Source organism: Marinobacter sp. ELB17 (assembly GCF_000169375.1).
In the GTDB taxonomy this organism is placed as follows: Bacteria; Pseudomonadota; Gammaproteobacteria; order Pseudomonadales; family Oleiphilaceae; genus Marinobacter.
In genome coordinates this window covers 120,364-140,263 of record NZ_AAXY01000009.1, presented here as the reverse complement: position 1 = coordinate 140,263, position 19,900 = coordinate 120,364, and the positions used below count along the sequence as shown (strand labels likewise).

General features: G+C 56.7%; 20 protein-coding genes and 1 pseudogene. 8 read left to right on the top strand and 13 right to left on the bottom strand.

Translation table 11 applies throughout. From position 1 onward, the window contains the following. The 3 genes from lptE (at position 1) to MELB17_RS12720 (ending at position 2,013) form a co-directional block, all read left to right on the top strand. The gene (lptE, locus tag MELB17_RS12730; RefSeq protein ID WP_007350658.1) at positions 1-639 is read left to right on the top strand and encodes an LPS assembly lipoprotein LptE; all 639 of its coding nucleotides are present in this window, start codon (positions 1-3) and stop codon (positions 637-639) included. After that, positions 636-1,640 carry a DNA polymerase III subunit delta gene (holA, locus tag MELB17_RS12725; RefSeq protein WP_007350657.1) on the top strand — a complete coding sequence of 335 codons (1,005 nt, stop codon included), beginning with the start codon at positions 636-638 and terminating at the stop codon, positions 1,638-1,640. The genes lptE and holA overlap by 4 nt, the downstream gene beginning before the upstream one ends. Positions 1,641-1,749: 109 nt before the next feature. Further along, positions 1,750-2,013: a hypothetical protein gene (locus MELB17_RS12720; protein ID WP_007350656.1), complete on the top strand. Its 264-nt coding sequence runs from the start codon at positions 1,750-1,752 to the stop codon at positions 2,011-2,013. A gap of 85 nt (positions 2,014-2,098) precedes the next feature. Here the strand turns inward: MELB17_RS12720 and MELB17_RS12715 are convergent, their stop codons facing one another. From MELB17_RS12715 to bioB, 9 genes are all read right to left on the bottom strand, one after another. After that, on the bottom strand, positions 2,099-3,895 hold the full coding sequence (locus MELB17_RS12715) for an acyl-CoA dehydrogenase C-terminal domain-containing protein (protein WP_007350655.1): 1,797 nt from the start codon (positions 3,893-3,895) through the stop codon (positions 2,099-2,101). A 210-nt stretch (positions 3,896-4,105) separates the two neighbouring features. Then, on the bottom strand, positions 4,106-5,905 hold the full coding sequence (locus MELB17_RS12710; protein WP_007350654.1) for an acyl-CoA dehydrogenase C-terminal domain-containing protein: 1,800 nt from the start codon (positions 5,903-5,905) through the stop codon (positions 4,106-4,108). A gap of 316 nt (positions 5,906-6,221) precedes the next feature. Continuing rightward, entirely contained in the window at positions 6,222-6,749 is a 528-nt protein-coding gene (locus tag MELB17_RS12705) for a putative metalloprotease CJM1_0395 family protein (RefSeq protein ID WP_007350653.1), read from the bottom strand. 38 nt (positions 6,750-6,787) lie between these two features. Beyond that, complete coding sequence (locus tag MELB17_RS12700; RefSeq protein ID WP_007350652.1) at positions 6,788-7,048, bottom strand: hypothetical protein; 261 nt, start codon at positions 7,046-7,048, stop codon at positions 6,788-6,790. Between the two features lie 50 nt (positions 7,049-7,098). Beyond that, positions 7,099-7,791: a dethiobiotin synthase gene (gene bioD / locus MELB17_RS12695; RefSeq protein ID WP_007350651.1), complete on the bottom strand. Its 693-nt coding sequence runs from the start codon at positions 7,789-7,791 to the stop codon at positions 7,099-7,101. Between the two features lie 26 nt (positions 7,792-7,817). Further along, positions 7,818-8,666: a malonyl-ACP O-methyltransferase BioC gene (gene bioC, locus MELB17_RS12690; RefSeq protein ID WP_007350650.1), complete on the bottom strand. Its 849-nt coding sequence runs from the start codon at positions 8,664-8,666 to the stop codon at positions 7,818-7,820. Further along, positions 8,653-9,393, bottom strand: coding sequence for an alpha/beta fold hydrolase (locus MELB17_RS12685; RefSeq protein ID WP_007350649.1), 741 nt, complete (start codon positions 9,391-9,393; stop codon positions 8,653-8,655). The genes bioC and MELB17_RS12685 overlap by 14 nt, the downstream gene beginning before the upstream one ends. Continuing rightward, positions 9,393-10,589, bottom strand: a complete 1,197-nt coding sequence (bioF, locus tag MELB17_RS12680; RefSeq protein ID WP_007350648.1) for an 8-amino-7-oxononanoate synthase — start codon at positions 10,587-10,589, stop codon at positions 9,393-9,395. Before bioF ends, MELB17_RS12685 begins: the two co-directional genes overlap by 1 nt. Positions 10,590-10,606: 17 nt before the next feature. Beyond that, positions 10,607-11,671 carry a biotin synthase BioB gene (gene bioB, locus MELB17_RS12675; RefSeq protein WP_007350647.1) on the bottom strand — a complete coding sequence of 355 codons (1,065 nt, stop codon included), beginning with the start codon at positions 11,669-11,671 and terminating at the stop codon, positions 10,607-10,609. 49 nt (positions 11,672-11,720) lie between these two features. Here bioB and MELB17_RS12670 point away from each other — a divergent pair, with 49 nt between their 5' ends. Continuing rightward, positions 11,721-12,479 carry a ComF family protein gene (locus MELB17_RS12670; protein WP_007350646.1) on the top strand — a complete coding sequence of 253 codons (759 nt, stop codon included), beginning with the start codon at positions 11,721-11,723 and terminating at the stop codon, positions 12,477-12,479. Here MELB17_RS12670 and MELB17_RS12665 read toward each other — a convergent pair. After that, positions 12,476-13,006 (bottom strand): annotated as a pseudogene (locus tag MELB17_RS12665) (NAD(P)/FAD-dependent oxidoreductase); the annotation flags it as partial. The gene MELB17_RS12670 and the pseudogene MELB17_RS12665 overlap by 4 nt on opposite strands. A gap of 5 nt (positions 13,007-13,011) precedes the next feature. Here MELB17_RS12665 and MELB17_RS12660 point away from each other — a divergent pair. From MELB17_RS12660 to cmoB, 4 genes are read left to right on the top strand one after another with little or no spacing between them, the layout of a single operon-like run. Beyond that, complete coding sequence (locus MELB17_RS12660; RefSeq protein WP_007350644.1) at positions 13,012-14,109, top strand: serine/threonine protein kinase; 1,098 nt, start codon at positions 13,012-13,014, stop codon at positions 14,107-14,109. Between the two features lie 54 nt (positions 14,110-14,163). After that, a complete protein-coding gene (locus MELB17_RS12655) occupies positions 14,164-14,544 on the top strand; it encodes a hypothetical protein (RefSeq protein ID WP_007350643.1) in 381 nt (126 codons plus the stop codon). Next, positions 14,537-15,292 carry a carboxy-S-adenosyl-L-methionine synthase CmoA gene (gene cmoA, locus MELB17_RS12650; protein ID WP_007350642.1) on the top strand — a complete coding sequence of 252 codons (756 nt, stop codon included), beginning with the start codon at positions 14,537-14,539 and terminating at the stop codon, positions 15,290-15,292. Before MELB17_RS12655 ends, cmoA begins: the two co-directional genes overlap by 8 nt. Beyond that, entirely contained in the window at positions 15,289-16,284 is a 996-nt protein-coding gene (gene cmoB, locus MELB17_RS12645) for a tRNA 5-methoxyuridine(34)/uridine 5-oxyacetic acid(34) synthase CmoB (RefSeq protein WP_007350641.1), read from the top strand. Before cmoA ends, cmoB begins: the two co-directional genes overlap by 4 nt. 44 nt (positions 16,285-16,328) lie before the next feature. On the opposite strand, the gene MELB17_RS12640 is transcribed toward cmoB, so the two are convergent. The 3 genes from MELB17_RS12640 to hflC all read right to left on the bottom strand — a co-directional run bounded on the left by MELB17_RS12640 (position 16,329) and on the right by hflC (position 19,898). Continuing rightward, positions 16,329-17,624 carry an adenylosuccinate synthase gene (locus MELB17_RS12640; RefSeq protein ID WP_007350640.1) on the bottom strand — a complete coding sequence of 432 codons (1,296 nt, stop codon included), beginning with the start codon at positions 17,622-17,624 and terminating at the stop codon, positions 16,329-16,331. Between the two features lie 86 nt (positions 17,625-17,710). Further along, positions 17,711-18,892 (bottom strand): ATP phosphoribosyltransferase regulatory subunit, encoded by a 1,182-nt coding sequence (locus MELB17_RS12635; RefSeq protein WP_007350639.1) that lies wholly within the window; start codon positions 18,890-18,892, stop codon positions 17,711-17,713. 130 nt (positions 18,893-19,022) lie between these two features. Next, positions 19,023-19,898 carry a protease modulator HflC gene (gene hflC, locus MELB17_RS12630; RefSeq protein ID WP_007350638.1) on the bottom strand — a complete coding sequence of 292 codons (876 nt, stop codon included), beginning with the start codon at positions 19,896-19,898 and terminating at the stop codon, positions 19,023-19,025. Between the last annotated feature and the right edge of the window lie 2 nt (positions 19,899-19,900).

Here is a 19,900-nt window from a genome sequence, read left to right as displayed (position 1 = left end):
ATGACCCAACGGCAGCCTGCATCACAACGGACACCGGCCTTAGCGCGAAGCGTTCTTCTAACCCTTGGTCTGTTGGCAACAGCCAGCGGCTGCGGTTTTCAGCTTCGCGGTGCGGCACCGGTTTCTGCTGCGCTACAACCACTGGCTTTGCAGTGCGCCAGTGATGTACCGATAAACCTGTGTCAGTCGGTTCGTCAACAGCTGACTCTGGGCGACGTGGATCTTCGTGAAACCAACGCCGCCGATTATATACTTGTAGTGGGCCAGTACACCGAAGACCGCCGCGCCAGTGCCATTACGATTAACGCAGGTGCGGCCGAATACACCCTGCGCCAGTCGGTCAGCATCAACCTGATCAGTCGCGATAAGGTGCCCTTGATTGCAGACACCCGCCTGAATGCCAGTGAAAGCTATCGCTATGATGAAACCAACGTGCTGGCCAAGCAGCGGGAAGAAAAGACTTTGCAAAAACAGCTGCAAGAGAGACTGGCCCAGCAAATTATTTTCCGTCTGGCACCCCTGACCCAAGCGCGTATTGATGCCCTTCGCGAACAATATCAGGATGCTACCGGCAACCCTGTGGAAAGCCCCGAAGCGGGAACAGAACCGGCGGCCAAGGCGCCTGTTCCAGCCCCATGAAAACCACACCGGCGCAACTGCCCCAAAGCCTTAAGAAAGGCCTGGCGCCGGTATACCTGGTATCCGGTGACGAGCCGCTTCTGGTGCAAGAATGCTGCGATCAGATCCGTAAAGTCGCCCGCGACCAAGGCTTTCTGGACCGGCTAACCTTTCACGCCGACAACCATTTTGACTGGAACATCGTGGCCGATGAATTCAGCGCCATGTCGTTGTTCGCCGAAAAACGCCGCATCGAAGTCCACTTACCAACAGGTAAGCTAGGTGACGGCCGCGCCGTGATGGAACGGATACTGGCGCAACCTGCCGACGACATTGTGTTGCTGCTGATCAGCGCCCGTCTGGATGCGGCTGAAACCCGCCGTAAATGGTACAAAGACCTACAAGGCAAAGGCCTGCACGTGCCGGTATGGCCGGTAGACGCTGACAAGTTTCCCGGCTGGTTACAACAGCGCGCCGCCAGTCGCGGTCTGACTCTAACCCGCGACGCTTTGGCAATACTGGCGGAGCGGCTGGAAGGCAATCTGCTGGCCGCCAGCCAGGAACTGGAGCGCCTGGTGCTATTCAGCAAGGGCGCAACTATTGACGAAGGCCTGGTGGAACAGGCTGTGCAGGACAGCTCGCGTTTTAACGGCTTTGAACTGGTCAGCGAACTGCTGACGGGGAATGCGTCGCACGCCTGCAAAATGATCGGCATATTACAACAGGAAGGCGAAAACCCGCTTGGCTTGCTCACCGTGTTGGCGCGGGACATTCATCTGCTGCTGGAACTGAAAGCCTCAGGGCAAAACACCGCGCCTGCTGCTTTTTTCAAAAAACGCGGAGTCTTCCAGCCACAGCGGGCAAAGGCCCTGGAGCAGGCGGCAAAGCGCCTCAACCGTTCACAACTGAATAACGCCATTCACCTGTGCAGCGAAGTGGATCGCGCCGCCAAAGGCTTCGACCCACTAGGCCCCTGGCACTATTTAAGAGACATGTCAGCGTTGCTTGCCAACAGATCCTGACGTAGATCAAACCGGCTCTAAGCAGGCTCGCGACAGTGCCTCAGACGCTTGAAACTTCCCACCATCCGGCGCATTGTTTAGTCATCACCAATGTAAAGGGGAGTGAAATATGGGACTTCAGGAAGAACTAAAAACGCTGCCAGAAAAAATCAGACAATACCGCGACGAAGCACGCTTACAGCTCCATCTGGCACGTCAAGATGTCAAAGACGAGTTTGATAATCTGGAACAGGAGTGGGACCGATTCAAAGGCAAGTTTGATCACGCACTGGATGACGCCACCGAGGTTTCCACCGAAGCGTTGTTAACGGTGCAAATTATGGGTGAAGATCTGAAGAAGGGATATCAGAACCTTCGCGACAAGATCAAGTGACACTTAACAGAGTCTAGCCGTCGGATAATCCAAAAAAAAGCAGGCTTGATAGCCTGCTTTTTTGTTTAACATCGACAGAAACTGTTCAGAACTCTTCAGCCGTTAACGCCATCATCGAATCACTGCCGCTGCGAATGCCTTCCGCCAGCGACACAGTCTTTGGCAACAGGCGATCATAGTAGAAGCGCGCCGTTTTCAGCTTGCCGGTATAAAAACCAGAGGTGTCACCCTCGGCTTTCGCTGCAGCCGCTTTCACCATGCGGGCCCACATATAAGCCAATGCGGTCAGACCGAACAGATCCAGATAATCCACTGAGGCCGCGCCTACAGCATCAGGGGTTTCTGATGCCTGATTGATTACGTGCTCGGTTACGTCTGACAGGCGCTCAAGAGCTGCTGCCAATAGCTCCAGATACGGGCGCAGGCTTTGTTCGTCGCTGTTTTCCTCAATGAACGCCGCTACGTCTTGGGCAAACAGCTCGTAAAGCTTGCCCTGGCTGCCCACAACCTTACGGCCCATCAGGTCTAGCGCCTGAATGCCGTTGGTGCCTTCGTAAATTTGGGTAATGCGACAGTCGCGTACTAACTGCTCTTGGCCCCATTCGCGGATAAAGCCATGGCCACCCAATACCTGTTGACCAATAATGCAGACGTCCAGGCCACGGTCGGTCAGAAAAGCCTTAGCCACCGGCGTCAGCAACGACACCATGCCTTCAGCGTGGATGCGACGCTCCTGTTCGCTGTCGTCGGCGTATTTGGCGATATCCAGCCACTGCGCGACGTAGGTAGAGAAAGCACGACCGCCTTCCACATAGCCTTTCATGGTTAGCAGCATGCGGCGAACGTCCGGGTGCACCAGAATCGGGTCAGCGGCTTTTTCTGGCTGCTGCGCGCCAGAGGGCGCGCGGCTTTGAATACGGTCTTTGGCGTATTCACGGGCACTCTGCAGTGACGCTTCAGCCGCGCCCAAACCCTGCACTCCAACGCCCAGGCGCTCATAGTTCATCATAGTGAACATGGCGTTCAGGCCTTTATTTTCTTCCCCTACCAGCCAGCCTCTGGCTGCATCGTAGTTCATCACGCAAGTAGCTGAACCTTTGATACCCATTTTCTTTTCGATGGAGCCGCAGGTTACCGGGTTGCGATCGCCCAGGGAGCCGTCGTCTTTCACCAGAAACTTTGGCACCAAGAACATGGAAATGCCCTTGGGGCCTTTAGGTGCGCCCGGAAGCTTGGCCAGCACCAGGTGAACAATGTTCTCCGCCATGTCATGCTCGCCCCAAGTAATGAATATCTTGGTGCCAGTGACGGCGAAGGAGCCGTCATCGTTGGGCTCGGCTTTGGTGCGGATGATGCCCAGATCGGTGCCGGCGTGGGGCTCGGTCAAATCCATCGCGCCACTCCAAACACCGGAGTACATTTTCGGCAAATACGTTTCTTTCAGTTCATTACTGCCGTGAGCATCGAGCGCCAGGCAGGCACCGGCGGTGAGCATAGGCGCCAGACCGAACGCCATGTTGGCACCCTGCAGCATTTCCTCAAACTGGGATACCAGAGTTTTTGGCATGCCCATGCCACCCTGTTCCGGGTTGCCACCCAGAGCATTCCAGCCGCCGTCCACGATGGTCTGGTAGGCTTCTTTGAAACCTTCCGGGCTAGTGACACCCTCGGCCGTCCATTTGCAGCCCTGCTCATCGCCTTCGCGGTTCAACGGCGCCAGCACGCCACTGGTGATTTTGCCGGCTTCTTCCAAAATGGCATCGGCGGTGTCGGGGTCTACGTTTTCTGCCACTTTTGGCAGCGACGCCCACAGTGCGGGGGCATCGAACACTTCATTCAAAACAAAACGCATTTCACGTAAGGGTGCCTGATAATCGGCCATTAACACTCTCCAACATTCAGTAACAGTCTGTCTGGTCAGGACGCGATCCGGTAGAAAAAAGCCGGTGCCCTGTCTGTACGTGTGTCCGCGATTATTATTTTTTTACTGCGCAGAGTTTACCGCAATCCCGTCACTAACTCATGAAAAAAGGCCCGTCCCAGATCGAGACGGGCCTTTTACGGCGTTAGCAATGAATCAAACGCCTCAGCGTTAGATGATAAACGCCTCTTCCGGCATATCCAGCAGGGTGTCTGCCCCCGCCAGCATGGTTACTGCATGGGCCTTGGTGCGCGGCAGCATGCGGGTGAAGTAGAAGCGTGCAGTCTGCAACTTGGCGTTGTAGAACAACTCTTCCGTGCTGCCTTGTGCCAACTTGTCTTGAGCAACTTTTGCCATCTGCGCCCATAGATACGCAAATACCGCGTAACCGGAGTACATCAGGTAGTCCACAGACGCGGCGCCAATCTCTTCGCGGTTTTTCATAGCGCTCACGCCCAGCTTCATGGTCAGCTCGCCCCATTCTTTGTTGATCGCCGCTAACGGTTCAACAAACGGCTTCATTTGTTCGTTGTCGGTATTTTCCTTACAGAAAGTGTGCACCAGCTTCGTAAAGCCTTTCAACGATTCGCCTTGAGTCATCAGCACCTTACGACCCAACAGGTCCAGCGCCTGAATGCCGGTGGTGCCTTCATAGATCATGCCGATACGGGCGTCACGCACGTTCTGCTCCATGCCCCACTCGGAAACATAGCCGTGGCCACCGAATACCTGCATTCCCAAGCTGGCTGATTCGTATCCAATTTCAGTCAGGAACGCTTTGGCAATGGGCGTCAAAAAGCCCAACAATTCGTCAGCGGCTTTGCGCTCTTCTTCGGTTTTACCACTCTGAACAATATCGGCTTTCTGTGCGGTCATGTAAATTAGCGCACGGGCGCCTTCAGCGATGGCTTTCTGGGTCAGCAGCATGCGGCGAACATCCGGATGCACAATGATCGGGTCTGCATAGCTGTCCGGATTTTTTGCACCACTTAACGCACGCATGGCCAGGCGGTCTTTGGCATAGGCCACTGAACCCTGAAGACCCAGCTCTGCAGCACCCAGACCCTGAATAGCGGTGCCAATACGCGCGACGTTCATAAAGGTGAACATGGCGTTCAGGCCTTTGTTTTCGGCGCCAATCAACCAGCCTTTGGCGCCGTCGAAGTTCATCAAGCAGGTGGCGTTCGCGTGGATGCCCATTTTGTGTTCAATAGAACCGCAAGACAGCGCATTACGCTCGCCAGCTGAACCGTCCTGCGCGGGCAGGCACTTGGGCACCACAAACAGGGAAATACCCTTGGTGCCTTCCGGTGCGCCAGGCAAACGGGCCAGCACAATGTGAACGATGTTGTCGGTCAGGTCATGCTCGCCTGCCGAAATAAAGATCTTGGTGCCGGTGATGCTGTACGAGCCGTCCATATTGGGTTCGGCTTTGGTGCGCAGGGTTCCCAGATCCGACCCACAGTGTGCTTCGGTCAGGCACATGGTTCCAGTCCACTCGCCGCTGATCATCTTGGTCAGGTACGTCTGCTTCTGCTCTTCCGTACCGTGTTCTTCCAAAGTGTTGATAGCGCCGTGGCTCAAACCCGGGTACATGCCCCAAGACCAGTTGGCGGTGCCGTTCATTTCGCTCATCACGATGCCCAGGGAGCTAGGCAAGCCCTGCCCACCGTGACTAGGGTCAGCCGCCAAAGACGGCCAGCCGCCCTCAACAAACTTGCTGTAGGCTTCTTTGAAACCGGCCGGTGTTTTAACGCCGCTTTCACTCCAGGTACAACCTTCACGGTCGCCGCTCTGGTTCAATGGCGAAAGTACCTGTTCTGCAAATTTTGCACCTTCCTGAATGATCGCATCGATCATATCCGGCGTTGCGTCTTCGGCGCCTTCCAGATTGGCGTAGTGGCTGTCGCTGTTCAGCAGCTCACTCATTACAAATTTGATGTCGCGCAGGGGTGCTTTGTAGTCAGGCATGTAATCGACCTCGGTTTTCAGTGATGGCCGCCTTAAATTGTGGCAGCTGGAAACCCGATGCAGCCGGACGGATTCCGGTGACGTGCTTCGAGTTTTTTAAACGATTGTTTGAAACATACGTTTCGAGGCACAGAATTGTCAATAGTCGTGTCAAATAACTTGTTCTGCGTCAACTCCCTCCCACGTGAATCCGGCATCCCCCAGCCATTAAAACCGTGAAATTAGCGCTTACCATTAGCTTACTAAGATTAAGGTGCGATGAGTCGCGCAAAAGGGTTTAACGGGTGTCATACGAACGCGAAGAATAGAGAAATTTTCAGACAGAGACGTTCAGAAAACCTGTTGCGCGAGGACTGTTGTCGTCGCCAAAGGCGGACACCCTTGCGTAAGCGTCGCGGGCCAGGCGAGCGCCCAGCGGCTCTTTCACGGCTGGGTCTGCCAACTCTACCTGAGCTTGCAGCAGGGTTTGCATGGCTTGGGCAGCCACGGCGAGATCTGCTGATGAAGGCTGGGCCGGTGCCATTGCGGCCGCGCGCACGGTGCGCATTTTTTCAACAGTGGCTTTGGGGTCACCTGAAACCGCCGATACGCTGATAGGCACTTCACCGCCCACCGCGTATTGCACGCCGTCTGGCCCTTGCTCATAGGTTAACGCCATTGCACCAGCGTGCTGCCCACCCGCGGCCTGGTGGGCAGCCTCATGGGCACGCACCTCTCGGTCACGGGCTTTTAGCTGTGTCAGCAGTTTTAAATCGGATTCAGTCAGGCGCGGCGACTGCCCGCTGGCAGGCGACGGGCGCAGAATTGCAGCTGATGTTTGAGGAGCAGCGGACGAAATATTCATGGTGTCAGAATATAACCCTACCTATCAGGGCGAGGGCCTTAAGCCATGATATCGAGGAGCGACCCCAGGGTTTCGTCCGCGGTTTTTACCACCTGAGCGGACGCTTCAACGCTGCGTTTGTACAACTGTAAATCCACTATGGGCTCGATCATCCCACTTGCAGTTGGGCCACCACTGCCCTGGGGGCCATCCACACCACCGCGGGCGATACGGCGGGCAGCATCGTCCATGCCGGCAACACCGCTCTGTATGCCTTGCATACCGCTATTGAGCGCACTGGGAAGAGTACTGTTGATCATGGTTACCTACCAGAGGACAAAGTCACTGACTTAGTAAGCCACAATGCTGCTCAATTTTCAATCAACGGCGTCACATTCAGGAATTTAGCCAAAGCCTGTGGCCGGGGCTCACTCAACCAGGGCATAACACCCAGGCAAGGGCAGCCCAAGTGCTGTTGCAGATACGCCAGGGTATCGGTTTCACAGCTCATCACAGCTTCCCGCGGCCGGTTAGCCACCCAGCCGGCCAATACCAACCCATCGCGGCGAATGGCTTCCGCGCTCAGCAACGCGTGGTTGATGCACCCAAGCTCCAAACTGACCACCAGAATCACCGGGATATTCAATCGCTGCGCCAAGGCACTGTAGGTTTCGCGATCGTTTAAAGGCACCCGCCAGCCACCTGCCCCCTCGATCAGTAACAGGTCTGCCGGGCGCAGTTGTATGCCGCGACAAAAACCGGCCAACCGATCGGCGCTCAGGTTACGCCCGGCCTGCAAAGCCGCCACGTGGGGTGCAATCGCTGGCTCCAGAGCGACCGGATTGATCACGTTATAAGGCAGCTGTTCAGTCATCGCGTTCTGCAGAATAAGCGCGTCACTGTTACGCAAGCCATCTGGCGTTTGCACGCAGCCAGAGGCAACCGGTTTCATCGCCAGGGTACGTTTACCCGCCAGCTTCGCGGCCTCCAGCAACGCCGCAGTAACCACGGTCTTGCCCACGTCGGTATTGGTGCCGGTCACAAAATAGGTCTTTTTGGCCATTGAAAATGCCCTGGCAGGGTGAGTGTTTAATCGCAGGTTAATGGTGTTAACAGCGGTTTCCGCCATTCCAACCAGCCCGCATGATAGCTGGCAACTATGCCCCCACAGGGCTGCTGCGGATAGTTCTGGCACATCTGTTTTAATCGCCCGGGTGCAGTGGCGGTCTTGCGCCGCTGAATGTCTTTATAACCCGCCCCCAGTTGCCTGAGCTCGTTCATCAACGCCATGGGCGTTGGATAATCCAGAGTGATCATCTGCGAGCGCCATTGTGCCGCTGGCAAAATCTCAACGGTGGTGGCCGCGAAATCCACGGCAGAAATAAACCCGTTTACATGCTTCTGATGTGGGTCGGCCAGGGTCCACGCCTGTTGCAGCTCCTGCAGTGTACCCAGCAAAAGCGTTGACACCCGCAATTGACCACCCGGGCGCAACACCCGCAGGCATTCCCGCAATACGCCTTGTGGATTATGGCACCACTGGATCATCAGATTGCTGTAAATCAGATCCACACTCTGGTCGGCCAATGGCAACCGCTCCGCATCTGCCTCTAACCATTGGATAGTTTCAGGGCGTAGTGCTTTTGAGAGTGCTTTTGAGGGTGCTTTGGACAGCGCTTTTGATTGTGCTTTTGCAAATGCCAGCATACCGGGCGCCAGGTCTACACCGACGGTATACGCACCAAAGCGCTGCGCCAACTGGCGCGTATATAAGCCAGTACCGCAGCCCAAATCAACAACCGTGGCGCTCTGCGGTACCGGCTGGGCAATCGTTGCCAACATGGCATCGCCCATTTGCCGTTGCAGCCGCGCCGCACCTTCATAGCTGGCGCTGGCGCAGCCAAAATCGGAGGCGACCGCCTGTTTAGTGGCAAACATCGTGTGAACTCGTTAGAAAATCGTGAATGGCTTGCCAGCATTCGGGGCCGTAGAACTCCCCGGGCCAATGGCCCATGCCGTCGATGGTAAGCGCCCGGCTGTGAACGGGCATAGCCAGATGCTGGGCCCAAGGCGGAACCACTGCATCGCAGCTGCCCCGCAGATGTAATGTTGGCACCGGGCACTGCTGCCAGGTGTGCAACTGGCAGCAGTGCCGCAACCAGCGCACGCCTTTTGCCAATGGCTCGATCGGCTCGGGCAAGCCCTGCTTCAACCAAGCTTTTATCGCGCGCACCTGTTCTGCCTGGTGTTCGCTGCCATCAATCATCTGAGCGAAAAAAGACGCCCGGCAGGCCTGTGGCTCACGCTCAAAATATCGTTCAAAACGCCGAAAAATAGCGGGCGAAACGCCCCAAGGCCAGTTTTGCGACGCCACAAATTGCGGAAAACCACCCAGGGTCACAACCTTATTAACCGAGTGCGGATTGGCCTGAGCCGCAGCCATGGCGACTTGTGCGCCCAACGACCATCCAAGCCACACCGCTGGCTGGGGGTAACGCTGGAGGAGAATCGCGGCCGCGTGTGCGGGGCTGTTGCAGGAACTTAACCCGTCGTCGGTTAATGAAACGACTTGCACCACGCCTTGCCAATACCGATACACCGGTTCCAGCATGGCCGCCGACACACCCCAACCGCCTATCACCACAAGTGAACTGGTGCGTGCCATCAAACATTCTCTACACAGGGTTCACTAAACACGGGGCTTACAACACACTCGGGGCGACATTGCACCAGCGCCCGCAACAGGCGGTTCAGATCGTCAAAGCTATGGGCAGCGCTGAGGGTGATGCGCAAACGGGCCTGGCCGTCGGGCACAGTGGGCGGGCGAATGGCCGTCACCAGCAGGCCGCGGCTCTGTAACTCAGCGCTGAGCGCCAGCGTCGCTTCGTTAGAGCCCACGACAATCGGCTGAATGGGCGTGGCCGAGGGCATCAGGTGATAGCCCATAAGCGTAACCTGATCGCGAAACCGATCAATCAGCGCCGCCAGGTGCGCGCGCTGTGGATCAAAGCTTTCGATCAGGCTCAAGCTATTGCAGCTGGCCTGAGCCAGAGCAGGAGGCATGGCCGTGGTGTAAATGTAGGTACGCGCTTTTTGCACCAGATATTCGGTTAACCACGCAGGGCCTGCTACAAAGGCGCCGCTGGTGCCTGCGGCCTTGCCCAGAGTGCCCATCAGCACCGGCACCTGTTCTTCATTTAACCCAGCCGCCGCAACGCTGCCACGCCCTTGGGGACCCAGCACGCCAAAACCGTGGGCGTCGTCGATCATTAGCAGGGCATCGTGCTTTGTGCACAACTGCGCTAATGGCACCAACGCGGCCACATCGCCATCCATGCTGAACACGCCGTCGCTTACCACCAGTTTGTGGCCCGCGGTTTCTTCCAACATTCGCGCCAACGCCTCCAGATCGCCGTGGTGATAACGCCTGACCCTTGCCCCACTGAGTCTGCAGCCATCTACAATAGAAGCATGATTAAGGCGATCCGAAAAAATCGTATCGCCGCGACCTGCAAGCGCCGAGATGACACCCAGGTTGGCCATGTATCCGGTTGAAAACAGCAGCGCCGAGCTGCGCCTGGTAAAAGCCGCCAGTTGGTTTTCCAGCTGCTGATGAGCCCGGTGATGGCCACAAATCAGGTGGGAAGATGCACCGCCCAGGCCGTTCTCGTTAAGCGCCTCAGACAGCACTCTGCGGTTATCCGGATGATTGGCCAGCCCCAAGTAATCATTGCTACAAAACGACAACAATGGCTGGCCATTCACGGTTAACGCCGGCTGCTGGGGGCCCGAGATTTCCCGGCGCTGGCGATGCAGACCGGCCTCGCGGCGTTGCCGCAACTCAAGCTGGAAGTCACGCATGCTCGGTCACTCGCGGGTCAGGCCGACGCTGGTTCGCGGGCCGCATCGTAAAACAGATGGCGCGTTGCTTCCTGGTTGACGGCCTCTGTCAGCACCTCTTCGTGCTGTTGCTCTGTGCCGCACTGCTCGCGCTGCTCCGGGCGAATCCCCAAGCGGCGGAACAGGGCCATGTCGGCATCGGCTTCCGGGTTGGCGGTGGTGAGCAGTTTTTCACCATAAAATATGGAATTGGCACCGGCCATAAAGCACAAAGCCTGCATTTGCTCGTTCATATCCTCCCGGCCAGCGGAAAGGCGCACGTGGGAGGCAGGCATCATAATCCGCGCAACCGCAATCATGCGCACAAAATCAAACGGGTCCAGATCGGCCACGTTTTCCAATGGCGTACCCTTCACCTTCACCAGCATATTCACCGGAACACTTTCCGGATGCTGGGGCAGGTTGGCCAACTGCATCAGCAGGCCCATGCGGTCGTCATCGTCTTCACCCATGCCCAGAATACCGCCGCAGCAGACTTTCATGCCGGAGTTACGCACGTTGCTCAGGGTATCCAGGCGATCCTGATAGGTGCGCGTGGTAATGATATGGCTGTAGAATCTTTCCGAGGTGTCCAGGTTGTGGTTGTAATAATCCAGCCCGGCCGCTGCCAGCTCGTCGGCCTGCTCGGATTTGAGCATGCCCAGGGTCATGCAGGTTTCCATGCCCATTGATTTCACCTGTTTAACCATGTCCAACACATAAGGCATGTCTTTTTTGGACGGACTGCGCCAGGCAGCGCCCATGCAAAAGCGCGAAGCGCCCTTGGCCTTGGCCGCACGTGCCTCGGCGACGACTTTTTCAACGTCCAGCAGCTTTTCTTTTTTCAGCCCGGTGTTGTAATGGCCGCTCTGGGGGCAATACTTGCAGTCTTCCGGGCAAGCGCCGGTTTTTATCGACAGCAGGGTGCTAATTTGCACCTCGTTAGGATCGAAGTACTGGCGGTGTAAAGTCTGGGCACGAAACAGCAGGTCGCTGAATGGCAGCTCGAATAATGTCCGGGCCTGTTGCAGTGTCCAGTCGTGACGGAGTTCATTGGCGCTCATAGAAGTTCCTGTTAACCTTTTAAGGATTCTTGGTTTACGGAGAAGCCAAATGATAAAGCCATCGGCGTGGCTGTCAACCCTAAACACACTTTTGGTTAACAGCAGAAGCGGTTTTTTGGTTAACAAAGAAGGCCGAGCCGGGCGCTGTGTCGGCTGTTTAAACCCGGTTGCCCGCAACGGTCTGTGTCAGGGCTGTTACAACGACCTGCCGTGGAATCGCTGGCATTGCCGATGTTGCGCCCTGCCCTTGCCGTTTCCGGCAGCCGATCATCTGTGCGGCGAGTGCCTTCAGCGACCACCGGCGTTTGACTTAACGTTGGCGCCCCTGCGCTATCAGTTTCCGGTGGCGGCAATGATCGGCCGTTACAAATACCAGGGCCAAAGAGCCTATGCCCGCCCGCTGACCGCCGCACTGGCGGAATTGGCCCACGAAAGTCTGCTGCGCCAGCCGCATCTGCGGCCGGATGTATTGATACCCGCGCCCATGCATCCCCAGCGCAGGCGCCAGCGCGGTTTTAATCAGGCCAGGGATATTGCGGAACAGCTAGGCACGCGGCTGGATATTCCGCTGGCAGGCAATTTGGTGCAGCGTCAACGCACCGTTCAAGCGCAACGCACGTTGAGCCGTGCACAACGGTTAGCCAATCTGCAAGGCGTGTTTCAAACCACCGGCACGCCTCCACCAAGAATTGCGATTATCGATGACGTTGTGACCACCGGCGCCACCGCGCGCTTGCTGGCGCATGTGCTGCAGCAGGCCGGGGCCGAACATATCCAGATCTGGGCGTTGGCGCGGACTCCAGGCTAGCGCAGGCGCTCGGCGACCTCATCGGCAATGGCCAGGCAAGCGGTTAACCCCGGCGATTCTATGCCGAACAGATTCACCAGCCCGGCCACGCCATGCTGGGGCGGGCCATCAATGCGAAAATCACGAAATCCGCTGTCTGGCCCTGCCAGTTTTGGCCGAATACCGGCGTAGGCAGGCTGTAACTTTTCCGGATTCAGCCGGGGCCACCATCGGCGAATGGCGTCGACAAAGGCGGCCTTGCGTTCCAGTTGCACGCTGTAATCTTCACGTTCAATCCACTCCAAATCCGGGCCAAAACGAATCTGGCCTGCCAGATCCAGAGTCAAATGAACGCCCAGACCGCCGGGTTCCGGCAGCGGATACACCAACTGACGAAACGAATGCTGGCCGCTGTAGCTAAAATACACGCCGCGGGCGTACCACTGCTGCGGCTTCTGGCTAGCGGGCAACCACTGCCAGTTGCGGGTTAGCGCGACCGCACCCAGCCCTGCCGCGTTGATCAGGTTGTCTACTTCCAACACGCAAGGCATAGGTGCGCTGTCAAGATTACGCCAGCGACGATACCGGTTATACTGGCCGGCAAATTCATGGCGGCAGCGAATTCATGACTGAACATTCTGACAATGTGATTTCCGGGCACCCATACGATGCCCTGAAGCCAGACGCGCTTTTAGATGCGATGGAAGACGCAGGCTTTGCGGTCAGCGGCCGCCTGTTTGCGCTTAACAGCTATGAAAACCGGGTGTATCAGATCGGGCTAGACGAAGGCCCGCCAGTGATTGCAAAATTTTATCGCCCGGGACGCTGGACCGAAGCCTCGATTCGCGAAGAGCACAGTTTCACCAAAGAACTGGAGGCCGCGGATATTCCCGTGGTTGCACCACTTACCCTACCCAATGGCGATACCTTGGGCCAGAGTGGACCTTTCCGGTTCGCCGTATTTCCCCAGCGCGGTGGCCAGGCGCCGGATGTCAGCGTAGAAGACACCCTGTACCGGCTGGGCCAATGGCTGGGCCAGATTCACAATGTTGGCGCTGCCCGAAAATTCAGCCATCGCCCCGACCTGTCGGTGGCGTCAATACCAACCGGCATTGAGCAAAATAACGAACTGCTTCTGAAGGGTAACTGGGTGCCGCGGGACCTGCGCCCGGCTTGGGACAGCCTGATGGTAGATCTGCTGCGTTTATGTCGTACCCGTATTAACGACGCAGGCAACATCAATGCGTTGCGCCTGCACGGCGACTGTCACGCCGGCAATATTTTATGCCGTGAGGAAAGGATGCTGTTTGTCGATCTGGACGATTGCCGCAGCGGGCCCGCTATTCAGGATATGTGGCTGTTGTTGAACGGTGAAGACAGCGAGCGCGGAGCGCAACTGGGCGAAATATTGGAAGGTTATGAAATGTTCCGGCCTTTTGAGCGCCGCGAACGCCACCTGATTGAGCCACTACGCTGCTATCGCCAGGTCAGCCACTGCGCCTGGCTGGCGAAGCGCTGGGACGACCCGGCCTTTCCCCGGTTTTTCCCTTGGTTCGGCCAGCCGCGCTTCTGGTCAGATCAGATACTGTCGCTGCGCGAGCAACTTTCAGCCCTCCAGGCACCGGCGATTTCGCTGCCCGGTCAATACTGAGCCTTTTCCGTATTTGTGATTAAATTCTTTCAGACATTTTACAGAGACCATTATATGAGTCAGGGTTCGAAACTCTATACCACCCGCAGTTTGATTCTCACCGCCATCGCCGCCATCGCCGGCTCGGTACTGGTGCTGGAGATGACCGGAAAAATTGATCATTCTGACAATAAAGAGAACCTCCCCATCGCTGAATTTACGGCCATTCAGGTCGCCCCCGGGGAATCCTTCAACATGTCATCAAAAGCCTCTGAACTGCACGCGAGATGTGAGAACGGCTACCTGGCCATTGCGGCCGATATCGACCCTTCCTATCTCGGCGTTCTGGTGGATTACAAGAATCGTGGCGTGCGCTGTTCGCGTCCCTCACCGACCGGACCGTCGGCCCTGCCGGAGCCGGAAAGCCCGGGGCAACGGGACCAGAGCGATGACTGAACGCCCTAAACCGGTGGCGCCGCAGCAACTCACTGACCGGCTGTTTGCCACCGAGCGCAACCCGGAAGATTTCCGCTTTGACGCCGCAGTAGCGCGAGTGTTTCCGGATATGATCCGGCGTTCAGTACCGGGCTATACCACTATCATCCCAATGATTCAGGTAATCACCGAGCAGTACATTCAGCCCGGCACCAACGCCTATGATCTGGGTTGTTCGCTGGGTGCGTCTACCCTGGCCATGCGCCATGGCATCCCATACCGCGACTGCCAACTCATCGGTGTCGACAACTCAGTGGCGATGATCGAACGCTGCCAGCACTACGTTGCCCTGGATGACCACCCATTGCCGGTCAGCCTGCGCTGTGACGACATACTGGACACCGACATGCGCAACGCCTCGGTGACCACCCTCAATTTCACCCTGCAGTTTGTGCCGCTCTCTGATCGCGCAGATCTGCTGACGCGCATTGCCCAGGCCACGCGCCCGGGTGGCGCGCTGATTCTGTCGGAAAAACTGCGCTTTGACAACGACACCGATCAGGAAATACAAACTCGCCTACATCACGAATTTAAACGTGCCAACGGCTATTCAGATCTGGAAATCAGCCAGAAACGCAGCGCCATAGAGCACGTAATGATTCCGGAAACTCTGGAAGTCCATCGCCAACGCCTTTTAAACGCCGGCTTTGAAAGGGCGCTGGTGTGGTATCAGTGCTTCAATTTCGTCTCGATTCTGGCCATTAAATGAGCTATTTCAACTGGCAGACCTGTTACAACGACCTGTTCGAACACCTTGAGCAGCAGAATCACGGCGCCTGGGCCACGCAGATTCGCCAGCAGTTGACTCAACGCTTTGATGAAACGCCTCACGGCGACGTTCCACGCTGGCAGAGTGCGTTGAATTTACTGCCGCCGCTGCCGAATGTGCAAGCCAGACTGGATGCGCCCGCCGTGACCCTGCGCGCCGGCCAAACCCTGACCCGGGAACAATCTGCAGATCTGGAAACGGGATTGCGGGGCTTGATGCCCTGGCGCAAAGGCCCGTTTGATTTTTTTGGCACCGCGATTGATACCGAGTGGCGCTCAGACTGGAAATGGAACCGAGTGGCGCCGTTTCTGGCTGACCTGCACGGGCGCCAGGTGTTGGACGTTGGCTGCGGCTCTGGCTACCACTGTTGGCGCATGCACGGCGCCGGCGCCGCGCGGGTGATTGGTATTGATCCGGGACTGTTATTTCTATTCCAGTTTCTAGCGGTAAAAAACTATCTAAGCGATGTGCCGGTGGACCTGCTGCCACTTCGCATTGAGGACTTGCCGCCAAAACTCCAAGCCTTTGATACCACTTTTTCTATGGGCATTTTGTATCACCGACGCTCGCCACTGGACCATCTGCTGGAACTTAAAGACACCCTGCGCAATGGTGGTGAGTTGGTGCTAGAAACCCTGGTAATAGAAGGCCCGGAAGGCGCCAGCATGATGCCGGAAGATCGCTACGGCCAAATGCGCAACGTCTGGTTTCTGCCCAGTTGCGCTACTCTGCTGCGCTGGATCGACCGTTGTGGCTTTGTCAATGCACGGGTGGTGGATGTGACGGCTACCAGCACCGAAGAACAACGCAGTACCGACTGGATGCGGTTCAATTCGTTACAGGATTTTCTTGATCCCGATGACCCCAAGCGCACCATTGAGGGTTATCCTGGCCCGCTACGGGCGACCCTGATTGCAAACAAACCCAACTAGAAAATCCGGGGACAGATTTGAAATCTGTCCCTGTACCTGGCGCACTACTCACCAAACGGATGGCGCAGAACAATCGTTTCAACCCGGTCAGGGCCGGTAGAAATGATGTCAATCGGCGCTTCAATCTGTTCTTCCAGGAAGCGGATATAGGCTCGAGCATTTTCGGGAAGCTGGTCGAGACGGGTCAGCCCTTCAGTGCTTTCATGCCAGCCCGGCAGATCCACATAGATCGGCTCGATGTCTTTGTAAGTGTCGCAGCCAATGGGCGGGCGGGTAATTTCACCATTCGGCGTTTTATAGCCGATGCACACCTTAACCACGTCCATGCCGTCCAGAACATCGAGCTTGGTCAGGCAAATACCCGATACGCTGTTAATCTGAATGGCGTGGCGCAAAGCAACCGCGTCAAACCAGCCACAGCGACGTGCACGGCCGGTGGTGGTGCCTACTTCATTACCTTTCACCGACAGGTACTTACCCATTTCATCAAACAGCTCGGTGGGGAACGGACCAGCGCCAACACGAGTGGTGTAGGCCTTAGTGATACCCAGCACATAATCAAGAAATAACGGGCCAAAACCAGACCCGGTAGCGGTGCCGCCAGCCGTAGTATTAGAAGAAGTCACGTACGGATAGGTGCCCAAATCAATGTCCAGCAAAGACCCCTGAGCGCCTTCGAACATAATGTGTTCGCCCCGCTTGCGGTAATCGTGCAGCAAATCGGTGACATCCGCAGCCATCGGCAGAATCTCTTCACCCATCTGGCGCAACTCGGTCAGAGCCGCATCCACGTCTTCGGCTTCTTCTTTGAAGTACTCGGTCAGCACAAAGTTGTGATAGCTCATGATTTCGCGCAGCTTGACTTCAAAATTAGCCATATTGCACAAATCGCCCACCCGCAGGCCTCTACGTGACACTTTGTCTTCGTAAGCGGGGCCGATGCCACGGCCGGTGGTGCCGATTTTATCGTTACCACGGGCGTGTTCACGGGCCACATCGATGCGCACGTGGGTACGCAGGATCAATGGGCAGGCCAGGCTGATTTTGAGACGTTCACGGACCGCAACGCCGTTGCTTTCCAACTCCCGTACTTCTTTCAACAGCGCTTCCGGCGAGAGCACCACGCCGTTACCAATCAAGCACTGAACATCCCGACGCAAAATACCGGACGGGATCAGGTGCAAGGCGGTTTTCTTGCCCTCAATCACCAGCGTATGACCAGCGTTGTGGCCACCCTGGAAGCGCACGACTGCGGCCACCTTTTCGGTTAACAGGTCTACAATCTTACCCTTACCCTCGTCACCCCATTGGGTACCCAGCACAACAACGTTTTTGCCCATGATTCTCTCTCTGTGCGGCCGGCCAACAATGAACGGCCCGCAAGTTTGACTATTAAAAGTGCAATAAATACCGACGCGGTGCCGCATCAGCCGAGTTTTTCAACAATCCACTGGCCTTGGTACTTCACCAGCTGGCGGTCGCAGCCGCGAGCGCCAGGGTCACAATTGTGGTCTTCCGGCAGTGCGCGGATAACCGTATCGCTGTGTCGTAATTCCGTAATGGCCACGGCCAGTGTAGGATCAGGGTTCACCGGAGCCCAGATTGCGCCTTGCGCAGGCACCGTGCTGCTGCCCAAAGCCACCAGCGCGCGAATGTCCAGACTGAAACCGGTTGCCGGCCGTGAACGGCCAAAGTCACTGCCAATGGCATCGTAACGGCCACCTTTGGCAACTGCGTCGCCATGGCCGGGCACGTAAGCGGCAAACACCAGACCGGTGTGGTAGTTATAACCACGCAATTCACAGAAGTCGAAGCCCAGGCGAAGGCCTGGAAACTGTTGACTAAGAGTATCGGCCACCCGGCCCAGTTGATCCAGCGCCGCGTCCAGCTCGGCCGAAGCACCCTGAACAATATCACGGGCCTGATCCAGCGCCTCACGACCGCCGCTGACGGCGGCCAGCCGGCGCAGGCGCCCACCGGCGCTGTCCGCTGCTTCGTCACCCAACAAAACGTTCAGTTCGGGCAGGGACTTACGGCCCATGGCGTCAAACACTGCGGCTTCGGTATCGCGGTCAAAACCGGCATCGGCGATCAGGTTCTGATAGATGGCCACGTGGGCCAGGTCCATGTGGATAGCCGGCAAACCGGCAACACTCAACGCTTCCAGCGCCAGACTGATGATTTCCATGTCGGCGCTTTCAGAGCTGCTACCAAACAGTTCGCAGCCGGCCTGAATAGGCGTACGGCCTGTCAGCATGTGCCGGGGACGGGTGTGTAACACGTGCCCGACGTAACACAGCCGGGTAATACCTTCCTCCGCCAGAGTATGGGCGTCAATGCGCGCAGCCTGAGGCGTCATGTCGGCGCGCACACCCATCATTCGGCCCGTCAGCTGGTCCGTCAACTTGAACGTTTGTAACTCCAGATCATGCCCTGTGCCGGTAAACAGTGACTCCAGGTACTCTATCAGCGGAGGAATCACCAGTTGGTAACCCCAATGCTGACATACGTCCATAATGTTGCGGCGCAAGGATTCAATCTGACCCGCCAGGGGCGGCAGAATATCCTCAACACCGTCTGGCAAAAGCCAGCGATCAGATACTGTCATGAGATTCCGTTATCTGTTTTAGCCACGCCGGGAGCATCCCGGAGCCCAAACCGGTCAGAGTTTACACTCTCGGCAGACACAAAAAAACCGGAGTACCTAAGTATTCCGGTTTTTCGTTTTCTACCCGGGTTTAATTAGCGCCCTGGGGGTCCTTCAAGAACTTAAGAAAAGCGCTGTTGGCGTCGATCACCATCAGGTCGTCCTTGTTCGCAAAAGTATTACGGTAAGCTTCCAGGCTTCGATAGAAGCTGTAGAAGTCTGGGTTCGCGCCATAGGCGTCGGCATAAGTTCTTGCCGCCTGGCCGTCGCCTTCACCCCGAGTCGTTTCCGAGCGCGCGAACGCCTCTGCCAGAACGACGGTACGCTGGCGGTCGGCGTCAGCACGAATGCCTTCTCCCAATTCGCGACCGCGGGAGCGGAATTCCTGAGCCAGTTTCATCCGTTCTGTCGCCATACGGCGGAAAACGTTCTCACTAACCTGACCAGGAAATTCTATACCTTTCACCCGTATATCCCGCACTTCGATGCCAAACTCACTAACGGAGGTTTGGTTGACCAGGTCGATCAGGTTCATCATCAGCTCGTCGCGCTCACCGGAAACCACCTCCACCATGGTGCGAACACCGAACTCGTCGCGCAGGCCGTTGTCGACCCGTGACAGCAGCAGCGACTGAGCACGAAACTCGTCGCCACCGGTGGCACGATAGAACTGATCGACGTCACGAATCTTCCAGGCGATATAAGAATCGACATCTAGCGGTTTCTTTTCAACCGTCAGGTACTGCCGCGTTGGCAGGTCCATGGTCAAAATACGGATGTCGAACTCACGCACTTGGTCAATCACCGGCACTTTAAAGTGAATGCCAGCCTGAATATCGGTCTGCACCAGCTCACCAAAACGCAGTTTTACGCCGCGGTGAGTCTCCGGAATAATAAACACGCTCGACAATACCAGCAGGACAACAATCAGGGCGCCTGCAAGACCAACAATACTTTTAGGTCCCATGA